This window comes from Longimicrobium sp. (genome assembly GCA_036389795.1).
Classification (GTDB): domain Bacteria; phylum Gemmatimonadota; class Gemmatimonadetes; order Longimicrobiales; family Longimicrobiaceae; genus Longimicrobium.
The window spans coordinates 60122-82245 of record DASVWD010000115.1; the positions used below are offsets into that span (position 1 = coordinate 60122).

Annotated in this window: 25 protein-coding genes; 24 read left to right on the plus strand and 1 reads right to left on the minus strand. The window is 69.1% G+C overall.

Annotation, left to right across the window (positions count from 1 at the left end; all coding sequences use genetic code 11):
* The first annotated feature begins 499 nt into the window (after nucleotides 1–499).
* The 13 genes from VF746_15570 to VF746_15630 all read left to right on the plus strand — a co-directional run bounded on the left by VF746_15570 (nucleotide 500) and on the right by VF746_15630 (nucleotide 11654).
* Nucleotides 500–1144 carry a dihydrofolate reductase family protein gene (locus VF746_15570; GenBank protein HEX8693840.1) on the plus strand — a complete coding sequence of 215 codons (645 nt, stop codon included), beginning with the start codon at nucleotides 500–502 and terminating at the stop codon, nucleotides 1142–1144.
* Nucleotides 1145–1722: 578 nt separating this feature from the next.
* Nucleotides 1723–3096 (plus strand): amidohydrolase family protein, encoded by a 1374-nt coding sequence (locus VF746_15575; GenBank protein HEX8693841.1) that lies wholly within the window; start codon nucleotides 1723–1725, stop codon nucleotides 3094–3096.
* Nucleotides 3097–3351: 255 nt separating this feature from the next.
* On the plus strand, nucleotides 3352–3747 hold the full coding sequence (locus VF746_15580) for a type II toxin-antitoxin system VapC family toxin (GenBank protein ID HEX8693842.1): 396 nt from the start codon (nucleotides 3352–3354) through the stop codon (nucleotides 3745–3747).
* A 393-nt stretch (nucleotides 3748–4140) separates the two neighbouring features.
* A complete protein-coding gene (locus tag VF746_15585; GenBank protein ID HEX8693843.1) occupies nucleotides 4141–4608 on the plus strand; it encodes a DUF1801 domain-containing protein in 468 nt (155 codons plus the stop codon).
* 725 nt (nucleotides 4609–5333) lie between these two features.
* Nucleotides 5334–5720, plus strand: a complete 387-nt coding sequence (locus VF746_15590; GenBank protein ID HEX8693844.1) for a VOC family protein — start codon at nucleotides 5334–5336, stop codon at nucleotides 5718–5720.
* 343 nt (nucleotides 5721–6063) lie between these two features.
* Nucleotides 6064–6255 carry a hypothetical protein gene (locus VF746_15595; GenBank protein ID HEX8693845.1) on the plus strand — a complete coding sequence of 64 codons (192 nt, stop codon included), beginning with the start codon at nucleotides 6064–6066 and terminating at the stop codon, nucleotides 6253–6255.
* A 255-nt stretch (nucleotides 6256–6510) separates the two neighbouring features.
* The gene (locus VF746_15600) at nucleotides 6511–7038 is read left to right on the plus strand and encodes a hypothetical protein (GenBank protein HEX8693846.1); all 528 of its coding nucleotides are present in this window, start codon (nucleotides 6511–6513) and stop codon (nucleotides 7036–7038) included.
* 215 nt (nucleotides 7039–7253) lie between these two features.
* A complete protein-coding gene (locus tag VF746_15605) occupies nucleotides 7254–7769 on the plus strand; it encodes a hypothetical protein (protein ID HEX8693847.1) in 516 nt (171 codons plus the stop codon).
* Between the two features lie 139 nt (nucleotides 7770–7908).
* Nucleotides 7909–8478 (plus strand): hypothetical protein, encoded by a 570-nt coding sequence (locus VF746_15610; GenBank protein HEX8693848.1) that lies wholly within the window; start codon nucleotides 7909–7911, stop codon nucleotides 8476–8478.
* A 292-nt stretch (nucleotides 8479–8770) separates the two neighbouring features.
* Nucleotides 8771–9268, plus strand: a complete 498-nt coding sequence (locus tag VF746_15615; GenBank protein ID HEX8693849.1) for a DUF6194 family protein — start codon at nucleotides 8771–8773, stop codon at nucleotides 9266–9268.
* A gap of 177 nt (nucleotides 9269–9445) precedes the next feature.
* Complete coding sequence (locus tag VF746_15620; protein HEX8693850.1) at nucleotides 9446–9907, plus strand: hypothetical protein; 462 nt, start codon at nucleotides 9446–9448, stop codon at nucleotides 9905–9907.
* Between the two features lie 9 nt (nucleotides 9908–9916).
* Nucleotides 9917–11137: an AAA family ATPase gene (locus tag VF746_15625; GenBank protein ID HEX8693851.1), complete on the plus strand. Its 1221-nt coding sequence runs from the start codon at nucleotides 9917–9919 to the stop codon at nucleotides 11135–11137.
* 40 nt (nucleotides 11138–11177) lie between these two features.
* Nucleotides 11178–11654 (plus strand): hypothetical protein, encoded by a 477-nt coding sequence (locus VF746_15630; protein HEX8693852.1) that lies wholly within the window; start codon nucleotides 11178–11180, stop codon nucleotides 11652–11654.
* Between the two features lie 251 nt (nucleotides 11655–11905).
* Here the strand turns inward: VF746_15630 and VF746_15635 are convergent, their stop codons facing one another.
* Nucleotides 11906–13186 (minus strand): M12 family metallo-peptidase, encoded by a 1281-nt coding sequence (locus tag VF746_15635; GenBank protein HEX8693853.1) that lies wholly within the window; start codon nucleotides 13184–13186, stop codon nucleotides 11906–11908.
* A gap of 677 nt (nucleotides 13187–13863) precedes the next feature.
* On the opposite strand from VF746_15635, the gene VF746_15640 reads away from it, so the two are divergent.
* The 11 genes from VF746_15640 (at nucleotide 13864) to VF746_15690 (ending at nucleotide 22100) form a co-directional block, all read left to right on the plus strand.
* Nucleotides 13864–14595, plus strand: a complete 732-nt coding sequence (locus VF746_15640; protein ID HEX8693854.1) for a hypothetical protein — start codon at nucleotides 13864–13866, stop codon at nucleotides 14593–14595.
* 216 nt (nucleotides 14596–14811) lie between these two features.
* Nucleotides 14812–15306, plus strand: coding sequence for a VOC family protein (locus VF746_15645; GenBank protein ID HEX8693855.1), 495 nt, complete (start codon nucleotides 14812–14814; stop codon nucleotides 15304–15306).
* 9 nt (nucleotides 15307–15315) lie between these two features.
* Nucleotides 15316–15798, plus strand: a complete 483-nt coding sequence (locus tag VF746_15650; GenBank protein HEX8693856.1) for an SRPBCC family protein — start codon at nucleotides 15316–15318, stop codon at nucleotides 15796–15798.
* A 340-nt stretch (nucleotides 15799–16138) separates the two neighbouring features.
* Entirely contained in the window at nucleotides 16139–16672 is a 534-nt protein-coding gene (locus tag VF746_15655) for a hypothetical protein (GenBank protein ID HEX8693857.1), read from the plus strand.
* Between the two features lie 64 nt (nucleotides 16673–16736).
* A complete protein-coding gene (locus tag VF746_15660; protein HEX8693858.1) occupies nucleotides 16737–17540 on the plus strand; it encodes a carbon-nitrogen hydrolase family protein in 804 nt (267 codons plus the stop codon).
* A 186-nt stretch (nucleotides 17541–17726) separates the two neighbouring features.
* Nucleotides 17727–18062, plus strand: coding sequence for a hypothetical protein (locus VF746_15665; protein HEX8693859.1), 336 nt, complete (start codon nucleotides 17727–17729; stop codon nucleotides 18060–18062).
* A gap of 44 nt (nucleotides 18063–18106) precedes the next feature.
* Nucleotides 18107–20281: a GAF domain-containing sensor histidine kinase gene (locus VF746_15670; GenBank protein ID HEX8693860.1), complete on the plus strand. Its 2175-nt coding sequence runs from the start codon at nucleotides 18107–18109 to the stop codon at nucleotides 20279–20281.
* 187 nt (nucleotides 20282–20468) lie between these two features.
* Nucleotides 20469–20717 (plus strand): hypothetical protein, encoded by a 249-nt coding sequence (locus tag VF746_15675; GenBank protein HEX8693861.1) that lies wholly within the window; start codon nucleotides 20469–20471, stop codon nucleotides 20715–20717.
* 37 nt (nucleotides 20718–20754) lie between these two features.
* The gene (locus VF746_15680) at nucleotides 20755–21234 is read left to right on the plus strand and encodes a hypothetical protein (protein HEX8693862.1); all 480 of its coding nucleotides are present in this window, start codon (nucleotides 20755–20757) and stop codon (nucleotides 21232–21234) included.
* Nucleotides 21235–21262: 28 nt separating this feature from the next.
* The gene (locus tag VF746_15685; GenBank protein ID HEX8693863.1) at nucleotides 21263–21568 is read left to right on the plus strand and encodes a hypothetical protein; all 306 of its coding nucleotides are present in this window, start codon (nucleotides 21263–21265) and stop codon (nucleotides 21566–21568) included.
* Between the two features lie 79 nt (nucleotides 21569–21647).
* Nucleotides 21648–22100, plus strand: coding sequence for a hypothetical protein (locus VF746_15690; protein HEX8693864.1), 453 nt, complete (start codon nucleotides 21648–21650; stop codon nucleotides 22098–22100).
* The last annotated feature ends 24 nt before the right edge of the window (nucleotides 22101–22124 follow it).

Consider the following 22124-nt stretch of genomic DNA (forward strand, 5'->3'; position numbering starts at 1 on the left):
CGCACCATTGCTTCGCGCATGGTCGTCGACGGGTCCATTGCCCAAACGCCAGAACAGCTCGATGCCTGGATCTCCGAGCATCTCGAGGTCAGCAGGTCCCTGGAGAGGGGCGGGTACAGCACCAAGTTCACGTCGCATGATCTCTTTCCTCTGCTTCAGGTCTTCGTTGTGCAGGCGGGCGGTCCGGCTCCTCAGGCTGATGCACCCCCTCCTCCTTCGAAGCGTGGCCGGCTCGTGGGACTCGGGCTTGCTGCCCTCGCTCTTATCTTGATCGCAATCGCGATTGTCGCACTCCGCTAGTGGGCCTCCGGTCTCGCACTCGGTCCATCTGTCTTGCGCCAAGCCCCCGGCCTAACCCCCGCTTGCAGGGGACACGGGGTCGTGCATCTTTTCCTGCGGAGAGTTTGGTGCGGCCCCGTGCCCCTGAAGCTTGTTCGTTAGGCGGTCCGCCCAGGCGTCGGGATTAGCGGACGTTCCTTCAACCTGAGGATAAGCGTCAATGGCACGACTGCTCGTTCGCGGCTTTTCGATCTCTCTCGATGGGTACGGCGCGGGTTCAAGTCAGTCGGTCGAGAATCCGCTCGGCGTCGGCGGAGAGGATTTGCATGACTGGTTGGTTCACACCCGCACCTTCAAACGCATGCAACGCCGCGAGGGTGGAGACACGGGCATTGACGAGGACTTCGCAGCCCGCGGCTTTGCGAATATCGGAGCATGGATACTCGGTCGTAACATGTTCGGCCCCATACGCGGTCCCTGGCCTGACGAGTCCTGGCGCGGCTGGTGGGGAGCGAATCCGCCTTATCACGCGCCTGTGTTCGTTCTGACGCACCACCCGCGGCCGCAACTTGAAATGGAAGGGGGGACTGTCTTCCATTTCGTCACCGAAGGCATCGAAGTGGCGCTGGAGCGTGCCCGCGACGCGGCGGGTCCCCGGGACATTCGTCTCCTTGGTGGCGTCGCCACCCTTCGCCAGTATTTGCAGGCCCGCTTAGTAGATGAAATGCATTTGGCCGTAGCACCGATCCTGCTCGGCTCGGGAGAGCACCTGCTTGCGGGACTCAACCTTCCGGCGCTCGGCTACGCGTGCACGGAATACGTCCCGAGTGGGAAAGCGGGGCATTACGTCATTGCCCGAACCTGAGACCTGCGCTCCCTGGAGCATTTGGCACGTGTGGGCCGCCTTGCCGGTGTGAGTTCATGTTCAACCGCAACGCCTCGCCTGACCACGCAGTGCAGGGGATGCGGGGCCGGCCATGTTCTCGAGCATTTTTCCGGGTTCGGAGCACCGGCCCCGCACCCCTGACCCCTATTTGTTAGACCGCATAAGCCGCGATGTCCCTTTCTCAAGGGATCAAGAATCAATTGATCTGATACATGCGGCACGTAAGACCGCGAGCTGCTCGCGCGAAGGGGTACGGCTGGCTGTTTCTACTGTAAGCAGATCTCTAACACCAATGAAATCATGATTGGGCGACGGGCGTCAGATTTCAGCTACACTCGGACTCAAAGGACGATTCCGGCATGATACGCCTGTCAGGATTGTACCGGTGCAGGGCGGAGCGGTCAGCCACCGTTCCCGTCCATGGGTCACGGCGAATCCGCGAAGCGTCGATATCTGCTGCGCGTGGCGCAGTCTTAACCCTGTTGCTCGTTACAGCGACGTGTCGTCATCTGCCGCCGTCCACAACGTCCGGCGACCTCGCGATCACCAACGTGACAGTGATCGACGTCACGCGCGGGACGCGGCTCGCTGCGCAAACGGTGCTCGTCGCCGGCACGCGGATCGTGATGGTGGGACCCGCCCGGTCGGTCGCCGTACCTGGCGGAGCGCGGGTGGTGGACGGCCGCGGCGCGTTCCTCGTCCCGGGGCTTTGGGACATGCACGTGCATTCCGGTGGCTACGACCATGGCCGTCGCTACCTGCCCGCACTACTCGCGCAAGGGATCACTGGCGTACGGGATATGGGCACGCCGCTCGAGGACGTGCTGCGGCTGCGCGCCGAGAGCCGGCGGCCGCCGTCAGACGACGAGCTCCCACTACCGCGGGTGGTCGTGGCGGGCCCCTTGCTGAACGGTCCACTCCCATTCCACACACCGCTCATCCTTTCCGTGTCAACCGCGCGCGAAGCGCGTGCCGCCGTGGATAGCCTCGTCTCGCGCGGTGTCGACTTCGTGAAGGTGCATGACGCGCTACCGCGCGCGGAGTACTTCGCCATCGCAGACGAGGCACGACGGCGCGGCATCGCATTCGCCGGCCACATCCCGCCGTCGATCACCGCGGACGAAGCGACACGCGCCGGCCAGCACAGCATCGAGCACCTGGGCGGTCGTTTCTACGGCGAACTGCTCGCCTGTTCCGACCGCGAGCAGGCGCTGCGCGCCGCTGTCGATACGATCGTCGCAGGCGCGCTGCGCGACATGCGCGCCGGACGCGCACCGGACGACGCGGCAGTCTTCCGGGCGACGCTCACGCGGCCGCTCGTCGAGAGTTTCAGCGCAACGCGCGAGTACACGCGCATTGGCACCATTGTCGCCGCGCGTCAGTGGGAGGTCCCGACGCTCATATCGCAGCCGTTGCGCGACGCGCTCAGCGACGCGACACTGCGGCTAACGTCGGAGGACCGGCGGTGGGCCGACTCGCTTCTTGCGCTCCAGATGCGGCTCGTACGCGACATGCGGCGCGCCGGCGTGGGCCTCCTGGCAGGCACCGACCGCGACATTGCGCGCCCGGCACTCGCCGACGAGCTGACGCTGCTCGCGGCAGCGGGGCTCACTCCACTCGAGGTGTTGCGCGCGGCGACGCTCGACCCCGCGCTTTATCTTGCGGCGACCGATTCGCTAGGCGCTGTTGCACCCGGCAAGCTCGCGGACCTCGTGTTACTAGACGCGGACCCGCTGCGTGACATTGGCGCGATTCGCCGCGTGCGCGCCGTCGTGGCGAACGGGCGGCTGCTCGACGAGGTGGAGCGGCAGAGGCTCGTGCGGCGAGCGGCAGCGGGGCTCAGGACGCCCTTGACACTCGGTGGCATCTTCATGGATGAGCGTCTTTGGGAGGAGCCATTTCCGAGATGGTCCACTTCGGTGCGGCGGTAGCCGGCAGCCGCCTGACAATCGGCTGCAGGAGATGCGGGGCTGAAGTCTACGCTCTCCCAGGTCGCCTTTCCTTCTATTGGGCCGCCAGCGGCTGCTTGGCCGTGTCGCACTGAGCATGCGAATTGGCGGAAGCGGGCGCGCCGCGGGCACCCTCCCTGGCCACGGCACTCGAGCGCGCCCGTCAGCTTCAACGCGTAGTTAGACGCGCGGACTTCGCAGGATTGGCGTATATCATGAGGCACGGAGCTGGCGACGATGGGTAAGTACGTGATCGGCCCAGATGTGGCTCTCCACCTCGCGGCTCTGGAGGCCGCGATCCCGGAAGAGCATCAGATGTTGGCTCCTACCCTGTTTCGCTCGCAGACGCTATCGCTGCTCTATCGAGCGGTACGCCAGGGAGAGATAACCCGGAAGGATGCCGAGCGACGCCTCGAGTATGTGCGCGCTTTACGCATTCGACTGCTCGGCGATCGCGTCCTTCAAGACGTGGCCTGGAGGATCGCCGAGAAGCTCGGGTGGGCCGACACGCTGCTTGCCGAGTACATCGCACTCACCAAACTTCAAGCGGACGCGTTCATCACCCTCGACTCCGAGCTCGCTCACGCTGTAGAGGGCGTGGTCACGACTGCGGCCATCGACGTACTACGCTGAAGCGGCCGCAGAGCGTCGTTGCGGGATCCGGCTCGGCCATGCAATCCTCGTCAGGATCACCCGGCATCCCTCCTCGTGCAGCGCCCTGACGACCTGCGTCCCCGAGTAGTCGAGCTCGGCCGCCTGCCCGATCACGATGGGCCTGCTGCCGAGGATCAGGATGCTCTGGAGGTCGTCTCGCCTGGGCATCGCTTTAAAGTGCTGCGTAGGCTGTCGTCGTGCGCGCGGGCGCGAGCGCCGGCCCTTCCCCGCGAGGGACGGGCCGCACTGCGTATCTGCGGCCATGCTGCGGCGCGCCGCCTACATAATGTCAGGCGCGCATGGTAGAATGACGCAGGTCCGCATTCGAACCGCGGCAAAGCTTCCACCCTGAGCCAGTACGAGGAGGTTCCTGTGAGCCCCAAGAAGGACACGCAGAAATCCGCCAAGAGCGCCACCGTGACCAACGAAAAGTCCCAGGGATTCACGGACGAAGAACGGGCTGCGATGAAGGAGCGCGCCCGGGAGCTGAAGGCGGAAGCGCGCCAGGCGGACGGGGAAGGCGCCGTGCTCGCGAAGATCGCCGAGATGCCGGAACCGGATCGCGCCATGGCCGAGCGGCTCCATGCCATCATCAAAGCCAGCGCGCCGGCCCTCGCGCCGAAAACCTGGTACGGGATGCCCGCGTATGCAAAGGACGGCAAGGTCGTCTGCTTCTTCCAGAGCGCGCAGAAGTTCAAATCGAGGTACGCGACGTTCGGCTTCAGCGACGAGGCGAACCTCGACGAAGGCGCCATGTGGCCGACCTCCTTCGCGCTGAAGGAGCTGACCGCCGCCGAAGAGGCGAGGATCGGCGCGCTCGTGAAGAAGGCGGTGAGCTGAGGACTGATCTTGCCACTGACCCCGTAAGAGAGATCTATGTGGCCGGTCCGCTGGGTGCGGGCCGCCACGGGACGCCCGATCCGCCGGTGCGCACCACCCTCGCACCCGGCGACGCACCACCATCGGTGCGCCTTCCGCTTCGGTGCGGAGCCGGCCGGCGCTCGCCTGACAATCGGCTGCAGGGGATGCGGGGCCGTCCATGATTGGCGGACGACAGGCTTGCGCGCCGGCCTCGCACCCCTGACCTTGGTGCCGTTGGACGCTTCCCATCGCAAAATACCTCGACCAAGGAGATGGGCCATGGATGTTCGAGAGCGCGGAGAGCCGATCGGTGATGAGCGGGGTGACGTCCCCAAGTACCACATGGCCACCTGCCCCAACTGCGGCGGCCGAGGCTACATCTTCGACTCCATGGGGAACAGGTACGACTGCACACAGTGCGAAGCGTCGGGCCAGGTAGACGACTGACCGGTCAGGCCAATCGTACGAGGGGGAGCTCCTGGGGCGGGTGGCGGCGTCCGCCCCGTCGGGCCGATTTGCGCCCATGACGCAACCCTCCCCGCGTGGTTTACGCCCCTCGTTGCAACAAGCGCCCAACAACGGCATGCACCCGACCGCCCACACGACGGCTCTCATGCTCCGCGAGAGGCCTGGGCGGCGGGTGATGCGCGGCGTTGGGCCGCGGAAGAACGCCCCCCCCCAATCACCGCACATCGGAGATTCACATGAAGCGAGTCACTGGCATCGGCGGCATCTTTTTCAAGGCGAAGGATGCACCTGCGCTGCAGGCCTGGTACAAGGCTCATCTCGGCATCGATGTCCAGCCGTGGGGCGGTGCCGCGTTCGACTGGGTCGACTCGGATGGCAAGCCCACGGGCGGAACGACCGCCTGGTTGGTTGCTTCGGAGGAAAGCGAGCAGTTTGCTCCGAGCAAAGCCTCGTTCATGGTCAACTACCGCGTTGAAGACCTCCACGCCCTGGTCGCGGCGCTCAAAGCGGAAGGCTGCAACGTCCTCGACAAGATCGATGACTCCGAGTACGGCAAGTTCGGATGGGTCATCGATCCTGAGGGAAACAAGGTCGAATTGTGGCAGCCACCTGCCGGTCAATGAAACGCGCCCATGCTCCCCGCGGCAGTCTGACGACGGGCGTGTTCGTCGGAACCTGATGGAAGTCCAAGCTCGGGATCAGGGGCTGGCCGCGCAGGCGAACGCGGGTGTTCGGGCGAGGCGGGAATCCATGCGCTTACTTCGCTCGGAGGGAAGTCGGCGCGAGTGGCGGTGCCGCGACGGCGACACATGCAACCAGCCCGTGGGCGCGACCTGCGTCGCAACTGCGGATTCGCCGCAAACGCTGCAGGATGCGTGGATGCGGCAGCGATGACGAGACATATGGGCGCCTTTCTTGCGAATTACGACTGAAAAGTAGCTGTCACTCTTTCCGAAGGAGCCGCACATGCGCAAGCTGAAGCTGAATCTCGACCATCTGGCGGTGGAGTCGTTCACGCCCGAGTCGATACGCGGCGAAAGCGACGGCACCGTGCACGCGCACGCTCCCACCAGGGGCGGGAACACCTGCGACAACTTCTCGTGCCAGGCGGGGTGCACCTTCCAGGAGTCCTGCTTCAACCCCTGCACGACGGGCTGAACGCGGCAAACCGGACGTACGCAGAGCCGCGTACGAACGAAAGAGGGCGCGGAGGAAGCAAACCCCTTCTCCGCGTCTTCGTCTGTTTTCCTCCCACGTCCACCGCGGAACCCGCCCACCTCGCCCACCTCTCGGCCTTGCCTGGCACCCCTTCTGGTGTACTGCGTAAACTGTCGTGCGCACGTGCGCGAGCGCCGGCCCTTCCCGCCAGGGACGGGCGGCGCCGGCGGAAGTCGAGAATGCTGGAGGCGGATCGTGGATCTCTGGGAGCGATATCTCTTCGAGCAGCACTCGAGGGAAACCCTGCAGGCATGGGCCCGCAAGCTCGGCGTGTTCCGATTCCGTCGAGCGCGGGGCGGCCACGCCAATGACGGCGACTCGCTCGACGTGGCGTTCAGCTACGAGACGGAGGAGCAGCTGTTGAGCTTCTTCCGCCATGTCGGCTTCCAGCCGGTGGTCCATTCGGCCGAGCCGCCGCGGCCGGTTCCCGGAAGGCCGTATCGACAGGATGAATTCGCGGCCTTCCCGTCCATCATCCCGAATACGCGGTGGATCGAGCAGCCAGGCCATTGCACGCTGTCCGGCATCAAGGTCTTCATGTGGTGCGGAAATCACAGGATCACCATCTCGGTCCACTCCGGCTATGACGTGACGGAAGAAGATGTCGAGAATGCAGCCCGACTCGAACTTCTCCTGAAGGCCCTGCCGTTCGAGCGCATCGAACCGCCCCAGGACAACAGGAATTGCATCTGTCCCAGGTATTACCCGGAGTTCTTCGCGTGAGTCGGAGTGCGGGGCCCGCTTCGAATCGACGTTCGCCTTGATCGGGTGCGGCGTGGCGCCCTAATATCCTGCGGGAAGGCAGAACGGTGTAGCTACGGCCCATTTGCCTGGATCGCGAGAGTGCGCGGCGCACCTTCGCGCGCCGCGTATCTGCGATAGGCTGCGATGTGCAGCCTGCCACGATGTCCGGGCGCCTCCCGAATCCTCGAGGACTCGTGAGTCCGAAAGCTCTCCTGGCGGGACTGGTCCTGGTGTCCAGCAGCGTCTGCACGAGCGCCCCGGAGCGCATCTCGACCGCCCGGCGAGCGCCCGTGCTCCCCAGCGAGCTGGCCGGCTGCTACGCGCTGCTGGACCGTTCCAACCAGCCGGCCGCCGGGAGCCTGTACTTCGCCCCATCCCACGTGCGCCTGACCCTGGACGACTGGAGGCCGCGGGACCCGGCCCCGGAACCTGTTTCGGCGTGGGTGGCGGTCCGTCTCGATTCCACGCTGCGCCCGCTGGAAGACCAGGACCACGAGGGGATGGGTGCGTCGCGCTGGAGCTGGGGCGCTACGCCGGACAGCGTGGTGCTCCTCTTCCACACCGGCTTCAGCGGCACCGAGCTCACCCTGGCGATCGCGCCGGGCCAGCGCGATACCCTGCGAGGCCACGCGAAGGAGATGTGGGACTTCGGTCCGCCGTTCGTGACGGACGGCGGACCAGCCATGGCCGTCCGTACGCCCTGTTCGTAGCACGCCCGTGCCGCGCCTGGCCAGGCGCATGCCGGCGATGCGCGGCGCCGGCGATTTCGCGGATGCGGGTCGCGGAGCAGGCCGCGCGCGCCCGGCCTCTCGCCGTCACACGCACCCGGGAGAACCGAGGAGAGATCGAATGCTTCCACCGCTCGGCCAGGTGCTGCTTTCCCTCGTCGCCGCGCTCACTGCCTCACCGGATGCCCGCGCACCCGGCGCGATGTGCTCCGTGGATCCGCCGATCGAGTTCTCCGTCGCTCGCACGCGGCGGATCGTGAACGATGCCGAGGTGGTGGTGCGGGCGGTCGCCGTCGGCTCGGCCACGCCGGGACGCAGGCTGAAGGCGTGGGACTACGATACGCTCGCCTTCGAGGTGCGGGAGGTCCTGAAGGGGGAGAACGTATCCGACACGATCTACTTCGGCGGCGTGGTCACCGAGCACGACGACTTCCAGGAGGGGCCCGTACCCTATCTCTCCCATCGTACGCTCCATGCCGCCGGGGACTGCATCAATGCATACTACCGGATCGGCGCGGAGTACCTGCTCCTGCTCGGCCGCGTGCCTGGGAACCGGAGACTCCGGGGGCTGACCCCGTACTGGACCCTCCTCGCGCCGACGAACGAGCAGCTCCGTGGCCCCGACGACCCGTGGCTCCTCTGGGTCCGGGAGCAGGTCGGCGGGAAAGCCGCCGCACCCACCCGGCCCTGACCGGCTCGCTGCAGGCGGCGCCGGCGCCGGGCATAGCGTTGGAACCGGCCCTTGCTCGATTCCCTGGGCTACGGCCGCCTCCGGCCCTCGCTCGGCGACACCGTGACCCTGCGCGGCACCAGCTTTTCGTGGCATACCGGCATCACCACGCACCCGTGCTGCTCGACCCGTTCGGTGTGACCGGTCCGGGCGCGGTGTCCGCTTGACCGGCGCCGCGACGATAGGCCCGCCGCCGGTCCAGCCGGCGCACCCGGAATCCCTCGCACGACGGACCACCGGCTCCAGGCCACCCATGGACGAAACCTCGATCACCCGGTACATCGCCGACACTTTCGCCGGAGTCGACGCGACCGTGGCGTCGCGGGAGAACGGGGCTCCCGAGATTGCCTGGGGCGATACGTTCTTCATCTACGACCCCGACGGCGACCTCCCGCCGCAGCACCAGTTTCCCTTCGCCACCATCGTCACCAGGGACTACGGGGATTTCGACCGCGCCTCGAACCTGGACCGCCCGGGCGTGTTCCGCCTGAACATCGGCGTCGGGAAGGACACCTACCGCTCGCTGTTCGGCCCACAGCCGCCGCCTCCCGGCGCGGCCGGCGTGGCCGGCACCGGCCACGACTTCACCGCGCTGGACGTGGTCATGCCGCACCCCGTGTACGCACCGCAGTCCTGGGTCTGCATCCTCAACCCGAGCGACGCGACGTTCCAGGCCGAAGTGCGGCCGCTGCTCGCCGATGCGTACGAGGTGGCCGCCAGGCGGCACGCCAGGCGCGAGCAGCGCGAGTGACCGGGCAGGCGCCCGGCGAGGCCCGCGGAGGCGGAGCGGCGGGCCTGCCCGTTCGCTCGCCGTCGCCCCGCACGCATCGGCCGATAGGGTCGTATGTCTTGCGCGGCTCGCCGCCGGATGCCATGCTGCGGGCACGCCGGAGGTACCGCATCCACGCTCACACCCAGGGAGGGTTCCGTGGCAAACGTCGACCAGACCATGATGAAGGTGCAGCGGATCTTGACGGGGCCGATGGGACTTCGCATCCAGCTTCACGGCGACACCATCAACGTTTCGTTCACGGACGTGAGCACGCGGGTGAGCATCAGCGTCCAGGAGTGGGGGACCAACAAGGACGGGGACCCGGCGTCGCTGGTCCGCCTCTCCTGCCCGATCCTCTGGGAGGTCGACCCGTCGCCGGGCCTGTTCGAGTGGGTCGCGAAGGAGGGGGGCAACTTCTTCTTCGGGCACATCTCCGCGCACGACGACTCGTCCGCCCCGGGGAAGCTGTTCCTGATGTCGTCGCACACCCTCCTGGGCGACTACCTGGACGAGGAGGAGCTGTCCTCGGCGATGTACGCCATGCTGGGCACGGCCGACAAGCTGGACGACGAGCTCAAGCAGAAGTTCGGCGGCAAGCGCCTGGCCGACTACGCGTGAGGTGAGACCATGAACCGTGCGGTCATCCACGAGGCGGCGGTGTCGGCGGCCAAGGCGTACCACCATGCCGAGGTGGAGCCGCGCCACGTCCTGTTCGCGCTGGCCCGGCACTTCCGCCAGCGCCCGGACTGCGAGGCGTGCTTCGCGCCCGCGAAGAGCGCGCTGGAGCCGCACGGGAGCTCGTACGGGGCAAAGCCGGCGATGACGGAGGCGGCCACCGCGCTCCTCGACACGCTCAAGTCGGACGACGACGCGATCGCCGCCCTGCGGCAGGCGTTCCAGGCGGCGGACGACAAGCCGGGCGGCGCCGGCGCCGGGTCGCAGACGCAGACCACCGAGCAGGAGGCCGGCCGGGCCGAGGCCGGCGCGGCCGCCACGCAGGGCGCGGAGACGGTCGCCGGGGTCCTGGCCGAGCTCGACGCCCTGGTGGGGCTCGGGCCGGTCAAGGCCCAGGTGCGCAAGGTCATCGCGGTGGTGCAGGCGAACACCGAGCGGGAGAGGGCGGGGCTGAAGCCCGTGAAGCCGGGGCTGCACCTGGTGTTCACCGGCCCGCCGGGAACCGGGAAGACGACCGTCGCGCGCCTGGTGGCCCGGCTCTACGCCGCGGCCGGGGCGCTGCCGGGATCGAAGTTCACCGAGGCCACCCGCTCGGACCTGATCGCCGGGTACGTCGGGCAGACCGCCATCAAGACGCGCGAGGTGATCGACCGGACGCGGCCGGGCGTGCTCTTCATCGACGAGGCCTACGCGCTCACGCCGAGCTCCGAGGTCGACTTCGGCCACGAGGCGATCGCCACGCTGGTGAAGTCCATGGAGGACCACCGCGACGACTTCGCGGTGATCGTCGCCGGCTACGAGGAGGAGATGACGGAGTTCATCGAGTCCAACCCGGGGCTGCGCAGCCGCTTCAAGACGTACGTCGCCTTCCCGGACTACAAGTCGGCGGAGCTCACCGAGATCTTCGCGCGGATGGCGCAGGAGGCGGGCCTCAGCCTGGCCGAGGGCGCCCTGGCGAGGGCGGAGGAGATCTTCACCCGGGCCTCCGGGAAGAAGGACTTCGGCAACGCCCGCTTCGCGCGCTCGCTCTTCGAGCAGGCGTACGCCCGGATGGCCTCGCGCGCGGCCGAGGACGGCGCCGTGACGGTCGACGAGCTGACCACCCTGCTCCCCGAGGACATCGGCGACGACCTCTCGATGCTGGCCCGGGACACCCCTCGCATCGGGTTCTGAGCGGATCCGCGGGCGAACCGCCACATCGACCAGACGCACCATGCGCAGGTACGCCCTTCTGCTGAGCCTGGTGGCCGTGGCCGGCTGTGGTCCGGCCGGGGTGCGGGCGCCCCGGCCGGTGTACCGGTACATCAACGTAGTGGACGGCCAGCTCCGGCTGGGCGAGCCGTTTCGCCGCTTCGACCTGGCCGAGCGGATCGACGACACGACCTACGCGCTGCGGCCGGGGACGTTCGGCGGGGGCGGCACCGAGGCGATCACGGCCCACACGGACGCACGGGGCGTTCTCCGCGGGCTCACGTTCGTCTACGACGGCTCCGAGCCGCTCGCCACGAAGGTCCGCGACTACACGGCCAGCCTGGGGCCGCCGGCCGAGGTCCGGGCCGGCGGCGACGGCGCCAGCGTGCACGTCTGGCAGGACGCCGAGACCCGCTTCGAGCTGCACCATGCTCCGCGCGGACGCCCCCCTTTCTGGTCCCGGCTGACCGATCGGCGGCGAGCGGCAGGCGCCGGCTGATACCGCTGCGGGAGCTTCGGGATCGAAGTCTCTGAACCGAATGTCTCACACGGAGTCAACGGAGTTAACGGAGAACCGCGGGTTTCTCTGTTGACTCCGTTGACTCCGTGTGAGGCCTTTCGTCGGAAGATCAGGATCCAGAACTATTCAATGCGGCCGGCCGGGCAGTCGGCCTCGGCGACATGCGAAAGGAGGCGGGGCCGCCGCGGCGGCCCCGCCTCCTTCGTTGTTGCGCGCCTGAAGGGGTGCGGCTAGCGGAAGCCCGCCACCGTGGGCGCGGTCAGGTTGAGCACCCGCGCGTTGTCCTCGTAGGTGGCGGTCCCCATCACCTGGCCCGTGGACGGGTAGGTCTTCAGCGGGCTGGACCACCACTGGATGCGCGTGCAGTTGCTGCAGTTGTTCCCGTAGGCCATGATCGTGCGCCAGTTCTTGGTCGACGGGATGTAGCCGTGGCCGTACTGGTACGGCGAGAGGGTGCCGTCCACGAAGCGGTCGTGCCGGGCGCCCTGCAGGTGCCCGATCTCGTGGCCGAACGAGTAGTAGCCCGTGATGCAGCTGTAGTGCGCCACCGCGAACGCCGAGCTGGCGGTCGCGTTGATGGCGGCGGCGATCCCGCACGCCTCGCTGTCGTTCACCACCAGCAGCACCACGTCGGCCGCGTAGGTGTTGCGCAGGGTGTGCACGTTGTCCATCTGCCCGTCGGTGGTGCCCTTCAGGTAGTTCACGTGCGTCGAGAAGCTCTTGCCGGTCTCGCTGTAGGTGACCTGCGAGGTGTTGACGCGCACCATGTTGATGCTGATCCCGCTGTTCGCGTAGGACTGGTTGGTCTCGTCCACCGCGAGCTGGATCTTGCTGGCGATGTTCCCCGCGGCCGAGGCGGCCGACGCCGTGTACACCACCAGCACGTTGATCTGGCTGAGGGCCGCGGTGGTGGCCATGCGGGGCTCGGCGATCCGGGTGCCCAGGAACCCGGCCGCGACCGGGCCGGGCGCGTCCAGCACGCCGCTCGGGTTTTCGGGGGTGTGCTCCGGCGGGAGCGCGCTCTGGTCGATGCGCGACACGGCGTGCAGCCCGTTGCCCAGCGGCTCGATGCTGTACGTGGTGAACCCGACGGTCACGGTCGCGGTCAGGCCGCCGTCCATGAACACCATCTGCGCCCAGCCGTTGCCGCCCCGCACGGGGCCGGACCACGAGATGTCGCTGGCCGAGCGCTGCACGACGTTCTCACCGACGGCGTCCACCTGCAGCCCCGGAGCCAGCCCGATGCGGAGAACGGCGCCCTGCTGCAGCAGCCGGCCGGGGGCCGCGGCGATGCGCGCCAGGTGCACCTCGGCGGTGCCGGCCCGACCGCGGATGGTGGCGAGCTGGTTCCGCTGCGCGGCATTGAGCGCCGCGTCGGGGGCGTGCGTGAGGAAGTTCTCCTGGACCGCGGCGGCGCTCATGGACGGGGAGGCCGGGGGGGCGAAGTCGTCGCCCTGGCAGGCGGCGAGGCCGAGGGAAGCGGTGAGGACCAGCGCAAGCCGAACTCTCATGGTACGTCCTCCGGGGGTGAGGTGAGGTTGGGACAGCAACGCATGTTTTACCACCAACGGCGTGCAGGTCCTGCGGCTGCCAAGGCTCTGGTCTGGCTGCATTTAGTTGCGGGTAACAAGGGCCAGCAACGGCGTGCCGGAGGAACGCGGGACGGGGTCTGCACAGCACCGTCCAAGCTCCCGGGGGACGTGTTCTGGGAAGGAGACCAGGCGTTTTTTTAGCGGTGGGTCGCGCTCGACAACGATAACGAGCGCGATCCCACTGTCAAGAAGCTTGTTTTCTCCTACAGCCAACTATAGACAGCGTCCATGTTTATCTTGGGATGGCCCGTTAGAAGCTGGTGCGGCGACGGATCCCCGGGACGGAGGCCGTGATAATCGTGGCGGTTGCTGCCCGGCCGGGGGCCTGGCGCGGCACCCGCACGGCCCTGCCCCCTCGCGCGCACCCCGGGCGCACGCACGGGCGCCTGCGCCGGACGGCGTGCGCCGTTCCCCTTGCGCGCTGCATGGAACCGGATCTTCTTGGTTGAAAACCGGAGCACGCGGCAATCGTCTCGGCGGCCGACGCGGCCCCTCCCGTAGCTGCCGAGTTCTCCCGACAATGAGCGGCCCGCGATCGAGAAAGTCCCGCCGTACGATCTCTGCTGAATCACCCACCCTTCACCAGGCGGGGCCGAATGGCTGAGGGCAAAACCGCGAGTGGCGAGATTGCCGCAGGTCTCGGATCGATCTTCTCACGCATCGGTGAGTTCTTCCACATCTTCGACCTCTCGTTTTTCGTGGGAGGCGCGTCCTCGTTCGCCGCTCTTTCGTTTCTCTACCTGATGATGCGGAAACCGCAGGTGTTTCCGTTTTCACCGTGGGTGGGCGTGCTGGCGCTGATCGTCGCCTGCTACATCTGCGGGCTCATCGCCTTTGCCGTGGGACGCGAGATCAGCGGCCGGACGTTCCGGAAGTCCACGCTCCACCGGACCCTGCCGGTGGCGCTCGCCGCGCATGGATTGACGGAGGAGAGCATCACGTCGTACACCACGGGCGATAAGCCGCGCTTCTGGTGGCTGTACATCCGGATGTGGTCGGAAGTCGCCCACGAGCCGTCGTCCCCGATCGTGCTCCAGCACCTCATGCGATACTGGGCGATGGCCGCCACCTACGACGGGGTCGCGTTCTCGTTCCTGGTCTGGGCAGCCGTGCTTTTCGCCGTTCAATTCCGGGGCGTCGCGCCACAGCCGATCGGGCACGGGCTCGGCATCACCGGTGCCCTGCTCTGCATCGGCGCGGCCTTCTTCGCGTTTCGCCGGGGAGCCGTCTACTTCGAATACCAGATCGAAGACGTGGTCGCCCACTTCGCCGTTTCCAGAGGCCACCTGGTCGGGGCCAGCGTGATGCACCCTTCTCCCGGCGGATGATCGGCAGGAACGTGGTGCCATGGCTCCAGCCGCATCGGGCGCGCGGGGCCACACGCGCGGACGCCTCTCCGGAGACGCGCGTGCTCCGGCCGGTCTTGCGCGCCATCTGGATTCGCTCTACTTAGTCGAGCCGATCCCCCCCTCGCGGGCGGGCCCTCCGAAGGGCCGGCCGCTTTCCACCATCGGCCCACCAGCCCGGGAAGAGTCATGGCCGCGATGCAACGAATCAGCCCCTGCCTGTGGTTCGCCGACGAAGCCGAGGAGGCCGCCCGGTTCTACTGCGGGATCTTCCCCGACTCGCGGATCACCGCGATCACGCGGTACGGCACGGCGGGGCACGAGATCCACCACCGGCCGGCGGGGTCGGTGATGACGGTGGCGTTCGAGCTCGACGGGCAGCCGTTCACCGCGCTCAACGGCGGGCCGGTGTTCACGTTCAACGAGGCCGTCTCGCTGCAGGTGTTCTGCGAGACGCAGGAAGAGATCGACTACTACTGGGAGAAGCTGACGGCGGGCGGCGACCCGAAGGCCCAGCAGTGCGGCTGGCTCAAGGACCGGTACGGCCTGTCGTGGCAGGTGGTGCCGACCGGGATGGAAGAGGTCCTGAAAGACGAGAAGTCGGCGGGGGCGCAGCGGGCGATGGAGGCGATGCTGCGCATGAAGAAGCCCGACCTGGCCGAGCTGCGCCGGGCGTACGAGGAAGCGGCCTGAGAGGCGGCCATGGACGACCTCCGGCTCACGCGGGCGCCGGTCATGGAGACCGGGATGCTCGTCCGCAGGCCCGCCGCCGAGGTGTTCGAGGCCTTCGTGGACCCGGGCGTCACCACGCGGTTCTGGTTCACCCGGAGCAGCGGCAGGCTCGAGGCCGGCGGGCAGGTGCGGTGGGACTGGGAGATGTACGGCGTCTCGGCGCAGGTGACCGCGAAGACGGTCGAGCCGCACCGGCGCATCGTGATCGAGTGGCCCGGCTACAGCGGCCCCACCACGGTGGAGTGGACGTTCGAGCCCCTGGACGACGGCACGACGTTCGTCCGCATCACGGAAGCCGGCTTCACCGGCGACGGGGACGAGCTCGTGAAGCAGGTGGCCGGCTCGACCGAGGGGTTCACCCTGGTGCTCGCGGGCCTCAAGGCACTCCTCGAGCACGGCGTGAGGCTGAACCTGGTGGCGGACCGCTATCCGAAGGGGCTCCAGGAGCACTGATCCACGGTTGGGAAGGTGTTGCCAAACCAACCTTCAACAACGATCCTGAGGGCGCATGCGCGCAAGCCGTTATTGCACGGAAGCTTGTGCGCTCGAAGGATCTATAGGTCGCCCCGCACGGGGACCGGCATTTGCGCGAGGCGGCCCATGGGTCCTCTGGGAAGCGTCCGACCGTCTGCTCCCCGAGAAGAATGGCGCGGACGCTTCCTCAGGATGACAGCTTTGGGGTTCGGGTCCCGTTCCCACTCTCGGGATCATCCATGATCGTCGCCCTGGCGCCGCCTCGCGCGCGCTGCGTGGAACCGCGGGTCCCTCGATCGTGCGTGCCCTGACTCTCTTCTTGCTGCTCGCCGCTTCCGCCGGCTGCTCCCGCCGCATGGGCGAGCGGGAGTACGCAGAGTTCCTCACCGATGCCCACGCGTACCTGACCGCCAGGCAGGCGGCTCTCGACTCGGCCTACCACCTCGGCAGCTATCAGCGCTACGATTGGGACCAAGGCACGGAGCAGATCGTGTTCTCCGACTCCGGAGTGGCGAAGGTCGTGGCGGACATTCAGTTCGTCGGCTCCACCTCGACGCTCTCCGGCACCTGGCTGTGGGCGTGGGACAACCCGACGGTCGATGCCAGGCTGCGCCGCGATGTGCTGCGGGTGCGTGACTACGGCCGGAGGCACGGCATCCGGAAGCTCACCCGGGCCAAGTGGCCGGCCGACGAGGTGGATGGATGGGAAATGACCTCGATCTCCGCCAAGCTGCTGCAGGCGGAGGGCGCGTACCGCAGTCCCGGCGAGAATGGCGCGTCCTTTCTCCTGCTCCGGAACGTCCGCTGGGCTTCCCGCGCACCCGGCCCTGAACGCGCCGTGGGCACGCCGTGAGGGCCGTGCACCACTCCAGGCGCCCGAGCCGGCTTCGCCGATCCATTCTCATCGAAGGCCGTCCATGATCATCGCCCTGGCGTCGCCCGGCGTCGCCTCCTCTCTCGACGACGGCCTGGCCAGGATCGACCGGCTCCTGTCCGACGCCTCGGCCCAGGGGGCGGAGATCGTGTGCTTTCCCGAGGCCTACCTCCCGGGTCTGCGGGGGCTGGACTTCGAAGTCTTTCCCTTCGACCGGGCGCAGCAGGAGCGGGCGCTCCAGGCGGTCGCGGAGCGGGCGCGGGCGCACGGGGTGGCCGTCGTGATGGGGATGGAGAACGTCACGGACGCGGGGCGGCAGATCGCGTCCTTCGTGATCGACGCCTCGGGCCGGGTCGTGGGATGCCAGACCAAGAACCAGCTGGACCCCACCGAAGACCGGTTCTACGTGCCCGGCCACACGCGGAGGCTCTTCGAGGTCAACGGGGTCAGGTTCGGGGTGGCGATCTGCCACGAGGGCTTCCGCTACCCCGAGACGGTGCGCTGGGCGGCGGTGCGCGGCGCCCGGATCGTCTTCCACCCCCACTGCACGGGGAGCGACCGGGAGGGCGTCCGCCCGGCCGAGTGGGGCGCGGCCGGCGGGCCGTACTACGAGAAGGCGATGATGATGCGCGGCCTCGAGAACACCATCTACTTCGCCAGCGTCAACTACGCCTTCCGCTTCCAGGAGTCGGCCACGAGCCTGATCGCCCCCTCGGGCCGGTGCCTGGCGTATCTGCCCTACGGCGAGGAAGGCGTGCTGGTGCAGGAAATCGACGTCGAGGCGGCCACCGGCCTGCTGGCCGCCCGCTACGCGCCCGAGCGCTACCGGGAATCCGGCGTGAAGTAAGCGCCCGGCACCGCGCGCCAGGCTCGACGTCGATCCTCCGCACGAAATCGTTGTGCGGGTGTGCGCGGACAGGCATGCTTGTGCAGAACTTCTCCCAGCCCGTCAGCCCTCCGCCCGGAGGTGGCCCTTGCTCCCAGGACCCTGCCCGCCTGATGGCGGGCGCCTGACCGGCGGCTCTCGGCACGCATGAGCAGACCGGCGACGCTCGCGGAGCTCTTCCGGGACGAGCCGCCGCGCTGGGGGTTCCGCGGCGACCCGCACCTGTGGCGGGAGATGGCGAAGGAGTTCGAGGACGTCGCCTGCCCCTCCACGCCCGCGGGCGTCGCGGCCCTCGTGGAAGAGGCGTTCGCGAGGCTGACCGGGCGGCCGATCTCCCACCCGGAGCCGATCTTCGTCCCGCGCTACGACCACGGGGGCATGTCGGGCGGCCACGTCAGGCCGGACTGGTGGCGCGAGACCGGGCTGCCCCTGCTCCTGGACCGCCACTCCGCATTGCACTCCGACCCGGCCGATCCCCCCTGACGGCCCCGCCCGCGCGTACGGGACACGGACTTGCGTGGGGTAGGGTGGGGAGCCGACACGCCGCCTCCCGCCGCGCCGCCCACGGCGCGTCAGGACGCCTGAACCGAGCGCGCGGGATTGCACACGCCCTGAGCACCACCGACCTGGAGGGCACGCCCTCGCCGGACCCGCGCGCCAGCGCGGGCGCCGCCGCCGCGCGGCCCGCCGGGAACGCCCCCTCCGGCGCGGAGGAGCACGCGGCGCTCGAGTCCGCCGAGCGCGCGCGCGACGCCGCCGAGGCCAGCCGCGACCGCTTCTCCTTCCTGGCCGAGGTCAGCCGCTGCCTGGCCGACTCGCTCGACTACGAGGCCACGCTCACCACCGTGGCCGGCATGTCGCTGCCGTACCTGGACGCCTGGTGCATCGTGGACGTGCTGGCCGAGGGCGGCGAGGTGCGCCGCCTGGCCGTGGTGCACCCCGATCCCGACAGGCAGGAGGCCGCGCGCCGGCTGCACGTGCAGTATCCACCCCGCACGGGCGACCTGATCGGCGCACCCCGCGTGATCCGCACCGGCCGCCCCGAGATGGTGTTCGACGTGCCGGACGAGGCGCTGGCCGCCGCCGCCCACGACGCCAGCCACCTGGAGCTGCTGCGCGGGCTCGGGATCCGCTCGTACGTGATCGTGCCGATGGTGGCGCGCGGCCAGGTGCTGGGCGCCATGACCTTCGTGACCGCCGAGACCGGCCGGCGCTTCGGCGACATCGACGTGGTGATGGCCGAGGACCTGGCGCGGCGCGCGGCCATGGCCGTCGACAACGCGCGGCTCCACCGCGAGGCCGTGGAGGCCCGCGAGGCCGCCGACGCCGCGCTGGTGGAGGTGGAGGCCGCGCTGGAAGAGGCCACCACGGCCGAAGAGCACCTGCGCGAGGCGCGCGACGCCGCCGAGACGGCGCTGCGCACCCGCGACGAGTTCGTCTCCACCATGACGCACGAGGTGCAGACGCCGCTGAACGCCATCATCGGCTACCTGGAGCTGCTGGAGATGGACGTCAGCGGCGCGCTGACCGACACGCAGCGCTCGTACGTGCGGCGGGCGCAGGAGAGCTCCCGCCACCTCCTGCGCCTGGTGGGCGACGTGCTCGACTTCTCCCGGAGCGAGACGGCGCGGCTGGCCGTCGCGCACGAAGAGTTCAGCGCGGCCGAGACGGCCCGCGGCGCCCTGGCGCTGGTGCGACCGCAGGCGTCGGGGCGCCTGCTGACGCTGGTGGACGCCACCGCCGGCGCCGCCGGCCTGCGCTACGTGGGCGACGAGTACCGGGTGCGCCAGATCCTGGTGAACCTGCTCTCCAACGCCATCAAGTTCACCCCCGCCGGCGGCCGCGTCACGCTGGAGTGCCGCGCCGAGGGGGGCGGAGCCGGCGGAGCCGACGGCGCCGGAGAGCCGTGGCTGCTCTTCGTGGTGTCCGACAGCGGCGAGGGGGTGAAGCCGGAAGACGCGGAGCGGATCTTCGAGCCGTTCGTGCAGGGGGCCGCGGGGCTCACCCGGCCCCACGGCGGCACCGGGCTGGGGCTGCCGATCAGCCGCCGGCTGGCGCGGCTGATGGGAGGCGACGTGACGGTGGGGCGGAGCGGCGGCGGCCCCGGCGCCACCTTCACGCTGCGGCTCCCCGCCGGGGCGCCCGCCCCCGACGCGCCGCCGGCGGACGACACGGCGCGCGGCCCCGGCCCGCCGCGCGCGCCGGGCGGCGAGTCCGACCGCGCGGCCGCCCGGCGGGGCCTCGCCGCGGCCGGCGAGACGCTGCTGCGCCGGGTGGGCTCCACCGTGGACGAGTTCGTCCGCAGGGCGCGCGCGGACGCGTCGCTGGGCTTCACCGACGAGATGAGCGACGTGGACGTGGCCGACCACCTGGGCACGCTGGTGATCGACATAGCCAACTCGCTGGCGGTCCTGGCGGGCACGGGCGGCGAGCCCAGCGAGCTGCTGGCCGACGGGAGCCGGATCCAGCGGCTGATCGGCGAGCTGCACGGGGCCCAGCGCCAGCGCCTGGGGTGGAGCGAGGCGCAGCTGGCCCGCGAGCTCGAGCTGGTGCGGGAGGTGTGTCTGGCCACCCTCGAGCAGGCGCTCGGCGGCGACGAGCACGCGGGCCAGGCAGCCGCCCAGGCGCTCGAGCGGCTGCTGCACGAGCGGACCCGGGCGTGCTTCAGCGGCTTCCGCAGCTCGGCCGGCACCGCGGGCTGAGCGCGGCGGGCCGGCGCACCCTCGCTCCGCCGCCGCCCGCGCGTCCGGAGGCTCGCTTCCCGCGCCGCCGGAGCGTACCTTTCGGGTGTGGCGGCGGTGGCAGCCGCTCCCCGCACGCGCTCGAGGCACCTGCGTATCCGACGCTCGTTCGCCGAATCGGGTGATGTTCCCCTGACGGTGCCCTCCCATGGAAGTTTCCCCGGACTGGCTCACCCGGCGCGTCGAAGACGCCCCCACCTCCTTCGCGGCGGGGCGGCCGGACCGGGCGGCCCTGCTCACCCGGATGGCCTGGCAGAAGCTCAAGGGCCGCGCCCGCGAAGGCGACGAGCTCTGGGCCTTCGCGAACCCCCCGAGCACCTGGCGCAAGCTCGGCAAGCACACCGGCTACGCGATCCTGCGCGCGGGGACGATCGTCGAGAGCGTGTCGACGTCGTAGCGGCGCCCCTGCTCGCGCACCAGCAGAGGAGCTCGGCATGCGACAGAACCGGGTAGCGCAGCTCATTCGCGCCGTCGTGCTGGCGGGCGCCTGCCTGGGCGCCCTGACAGGCGCCTCGGCGGCGGCTCACGCGCAGGCGCCCGCCGCGTCCCCCCAGAGCGAGCCCTTCGTGGTCGAGTACTACTACAAGGCCAGGTGGGGCTACGCGGACGAGTTCATCCGCCTCTTCAGGAAGAACCACCTCCCCGTCCTGCAGGCCCAGGTCCGCAGCGGCCGCATGGTGAGCGTGACGGCGGTCAGGCCCCGGTACCATTCGACCGAGGAGGGGAGGTGGGACTACCGGGTGACCATCGTGTTCCGGGACGCCGCCTCCGCCATGGATTCCTCTGGAGAGGAAGCCCTGGTCCGGCAGCTGTACCCGGACCAGGAGACCTTCCGGCGCGAGGAGCAGCGGCGGTTCGAGATCCTGATCGCGCACTGGGACGTTCCGCTCGTCACCGTGGACCTGACCCGCTGAACCCGGCTCGCACGGGAGGAGAAAGGACTTGCCGATGGAAGCGCGTGCGTGGTCGAACGGCAGCGGCACCTTCGGCATCCACGTCGGCATCGCGAACCGCGATCTGCACTTCGACCGGACCTGGAACGAGATCGAGGTCGAGATCGACGGGCGGCCGCATCGGTTCCGCCTGACCCGGGGCTTCTGGAACCAGTGCCCGGAATTCCGCGACTCCGGCGGCACGGCCATCCGCGACTGGCTCCGGCGGCACCATACGCTGACCTGGCCGAGACGCCGCCCGCCACGGTTCCAGCTGCTGCCACTGGGCGAAGGCCGATTCCGCCTCGTCGGATGAGGCGGTCGCCGGAGGTATCAGGCCACGCCTCACCGCGCGCTACTCCGGATCGAGAATCCCCCTCGCAGGAGCGAGAGCCATGGACCGCCTGAACGTCGAGACGAGCAAGCTGCAGTCCGTCACGATGGTGCTGCTCGGGGTTCTCCTCGTCCCGCTGAGCCTGGCGGCCCTCATCGGCGGCGTGTCGGGAGGCAACGCCGTGGGCGTGGGAATCGGCGCGATGCTGCTGGCCGTCTACGGCTTCGTGGTGTGGCTGAACCGCCGGGCCCGCGCGAGGTCGGTCAGGTACTTCACCCCCGAGGGCCTGGAGCGCAACGACGGGCGGTGGCTCGCCTGGGCCGACCTGGAGCGCGTGATCGACCAGGTCCGGCCCGACCCGGCGCAGCCAGGCGAAGCGCATCTCTGGCGGACGGAGATCTGGTTCAGGAACGGCGAATCGGCGTGGCTGCTTCCCCTGAAGATCGGCAACCTCGGCGAAGTGCACGCGCTGGTTCGCAGCCTGCCGTGCGAGCACGCGGAAAAGCGGGTCTGACCGGCGGACTCTCCCGTCTCACGG

Excerpts from the sequence above, each read along its gene's own strand:
- VF746_15570 (HEX8693840.1), top strand. The coding sequence starts at position 500 with ATGGCACGACTGCTCGTTCGCGGCTTTTCGATCTCTCTCGATGGGTAC.
- VF746_15580 (HEX8693842.1), top strand. The coding sequence starts at position 3,352 with ATGGGTAAGTACGTGATCGGCCCAGATGTGGCTCTCCACCTCGCGGCT.
- VF746_15590 (HEX8693844.1), top strand. The coding sequence starts at position 5,334 with ATGAAGCGAGTCACTGGCATCGGCGGCATCTTTTTCAAGGCGAAGGAT.
- VF746_15595 (HEX8693845.1), top strand. The coding sequence starts at position 6,064 with ATGCGCAAGCTGAAGCTGAATCTCGACCATCTGGCGGTGGAGTCGTTC.
- VF746_15610 (HEX8693848.1), top strand. The coding sequence starts at position 7,909 with ATGCTTCCACCGCTCGGCCAGGTGCTGCTTTCCCTCGTCGCCGCGCTC.
- VF746_15615 (HEX8693849.1), top strand. The coding sequence starts at position 8,771 with ATGGACGAAACCTCGATCACCCGGTACATCGCCGACACTTTCGCCGGA.
- VF746_15625 (HEX8693851.1), top strand. The coding sequence starts at position 9,917 with ATGAACCGTGCGGTCATCCACGAGGCGGCGGTGTCGGCGGCCAAGGCG.
- VF746_15630 (HEX8693852.1), top strand. The coding sequence starts at position 11,178 with ATGCGCAGGTACGCCCTTCTGCTGAGCCTGGTGGCCGTGGCCGGCTGT.
- VF746_15635 (HEX8693853.1), bottom strand. The coding sequence starts at position 13,186 with ATGAGAGTTCGGCTTGCGCTGGTCCTCACCGCTTCCCTCGGCCTCGCC.
- VF746_15640 (HEX8693854.1), top strand. The coding sequence starts at position 13,864 with ATGGCTGAGGGCAAAACCGCGAGTGGCGAGATTGCCGCAGGTCTCGGA.
- VF746_15645 (HEX8693855.1), top strand. The coding sequence starts at position 14,812 with ATGCAACGAATCAGCCCCTGCCTGTGGTTCGCCGACGAAGCCGAGGAG.
- VF746_15650 (HEX8693856.1), top strand. The coding sequence starts at position 15,316 with ATGGACGACCTCCGGCTCACGCGGGCGCCGGTCATGGAGACCGGGATG.
- VF746_15660 (HEX8693858.1), top strand. The coding sequence starts at position 16,737 with ATGATCATCGCCCTGGCGTCGCCCGGCGTCGCCTCCTCTCTCGACGAC.
- VF746_15665 (HEX8693859.1), top strand. The coding sequence starts at position 17,727 with ATGAGCAGACCGGCGACGCTCGCGGAGCTCTTCCGGGACGAGCCGCCG.
- VF746_15675 (HEX8693861.1), top strand. The coding sequence starts at position 20,469 with ATGGAAGTTTCCCCGGACTGGCTCACCCGGCGCGTCGAAGACGCCCCC.
- VF746_15680 (HEX8693862.1), top strand. The coding sequence starts at position 20,755 with ATGCGACAGAACCGGGTAGCGCAGCTCATTCGCGCCGTCGTGCTGGCG.
- VF746_15690 (HEX8693864.1), top strand. The coding sequence starts at position 21,648 with ATGGACCGCCTGAACGTCGAGACGAGCAAGCTGCAGTCCGTCACGATG.